2 protein-coding genes and 1 pseudogene are annotated in these 1,164 nt (G+C 62.8%); all 3 read right to left on the reverse strand.

Annotation, left to right across the window (positions count from 1 at the left end):
* Positions 1–371 precede the first annotated feature (371 nt).
* The gene (locus I5W_RS17765) at positions 372–716 is read right to left on the reverse strand and encodes a GPW/gp25 family protein (RefSeq protein WP_034309811.1); all 345 of its coding nucleotides are present in this window, start codon (positions 714–716) and stop codon (positions 372–374) included.
* Positions 713–898 carry a hypothetical protein gene (locus tag I5W_RS17770; protein WP_252717089.1) on the reverse strand — a complete coding sequence of 62 codons (186 nt, stop codon included), beginning with the start codon at positions 896–898 and terminating at the stop codon, positions 713–715. The genes I5W_RS17765 and I5W_RS17770 overlap by 4 nt, the downstream gene beginning before the upstream one ends.
* A pseudogene (locus I5W_RS33505) lies at positions 885–1,164 on the reverse strand (lipid ABC transporter permease/ATP-binding protein); the annotation flags it as partial. The gene I5W_RS17770 and the pseudogene I5W_RS33505, both read right to left, overlap by 14 nt.

Consider the following 1,164-nt stretch of genomic DNA (forward strand, 5'->3'; position numbering starts at 1 on the left):
GTAGGCATCATCACTTTCCAGCATTTTGGGCACGGGCGGCGAGGCATCAGGATCAGCCTCGACCAGCACCAGGCGCTTGACGTTGGTATTTGCGNCGATCTGATCGAGTCGGGGGCCGATGGCGAAGGCCAGCATGACCGCCTTGGCTGCATCGTTCACCCNGGTGCGTAGCAGCAGCTCTTGATAGGCGTTTTCTTGCAGCAGCTTGGTGGCCGGCTCGGACTCCAGGGACAGTACATTGGCGGCGGCCTCGCGCTGCTCTTCCGGCAGCAGTGCTAGGACAGCCGCTTTGCGATTGGCGAGGGTGGTCTCGTAGTCCAGGGTTTCCAGCACTTGCGGCGCCGGCAGCAGGGACAGATCGATAGGCGAACTCATTGCACCGTCCCTTCCCGGACCTGCACAGAGAATTCGACGGCCAGGCCGTTGGTGACGCCCTGCAAGACCACGGACACGGCGCCGGTAGCATCCCGGTTCAGATTGACCGACGACAACGAGATGCGCGGCTCCCATAGCGCCAGGCGATAGGCAACGGCGGCATAGATGCGCATGACGGTAACGCCATTCAGCGGCTGGTCGATCAGTTCGGGGATTTCGGAACCGTAGTTGCGGCGGTAGATGCGACTGCCCAGCGGCGTCATGAGAATGTCGCGCACGCACTGGCGGATATGGTCCAGCAGGGACATGCTGCGGCCGGTAGAGGCGTTCATGGCGATCATGGCAGCGGCGCTCCCGATTGTTCGTCGCCGCGCTTGACCTGGCCGTGCGGGTGATGGCGCAGGCTGATATCACCGGCCATCACGTCGCCTGTTGCTTGCACCTGGCCATCGATGACCATCGCGGCGCCACCGTCGCCGCCTTGGACCTTGGCGCCATTGTTCAGCGCACTAAAGCCATCCACTACCAGATTGCCCTTGATGGTGACATCGCCGGTGCAGGTGGTTTGCTGCGCGTCGGCGGTTACCGCATCGGCTTTTACCAGGGCCGTTTTGCTGGGAGAACTGCAGGCGGTACAGGTTGGCGTACACGCCTTCCTTTTGCAGCAGCTCCTGATGGGTGCCGATCTCGGCGATCTGGCCATGCGCCAGTACCACGATGCGGTCGGCGCGTTCGATGGTGGACAGGCGGTGGGCGATGACGAAGGTGGTGCGGCCTTGCATCAACCGT

The sequence above is a fragment of the Herbaspirillum sp. B65 genome, assembly GCF_000333555.1.
Taxonomy (GTDB): domain Bacteria; phylum Pseudomonadota; class Gammaproteobacteria; order Burkholderiales; family Burkholderiaceae_D; genus Herbaspirillum; species Herbaspirillum rubrisubalbicans.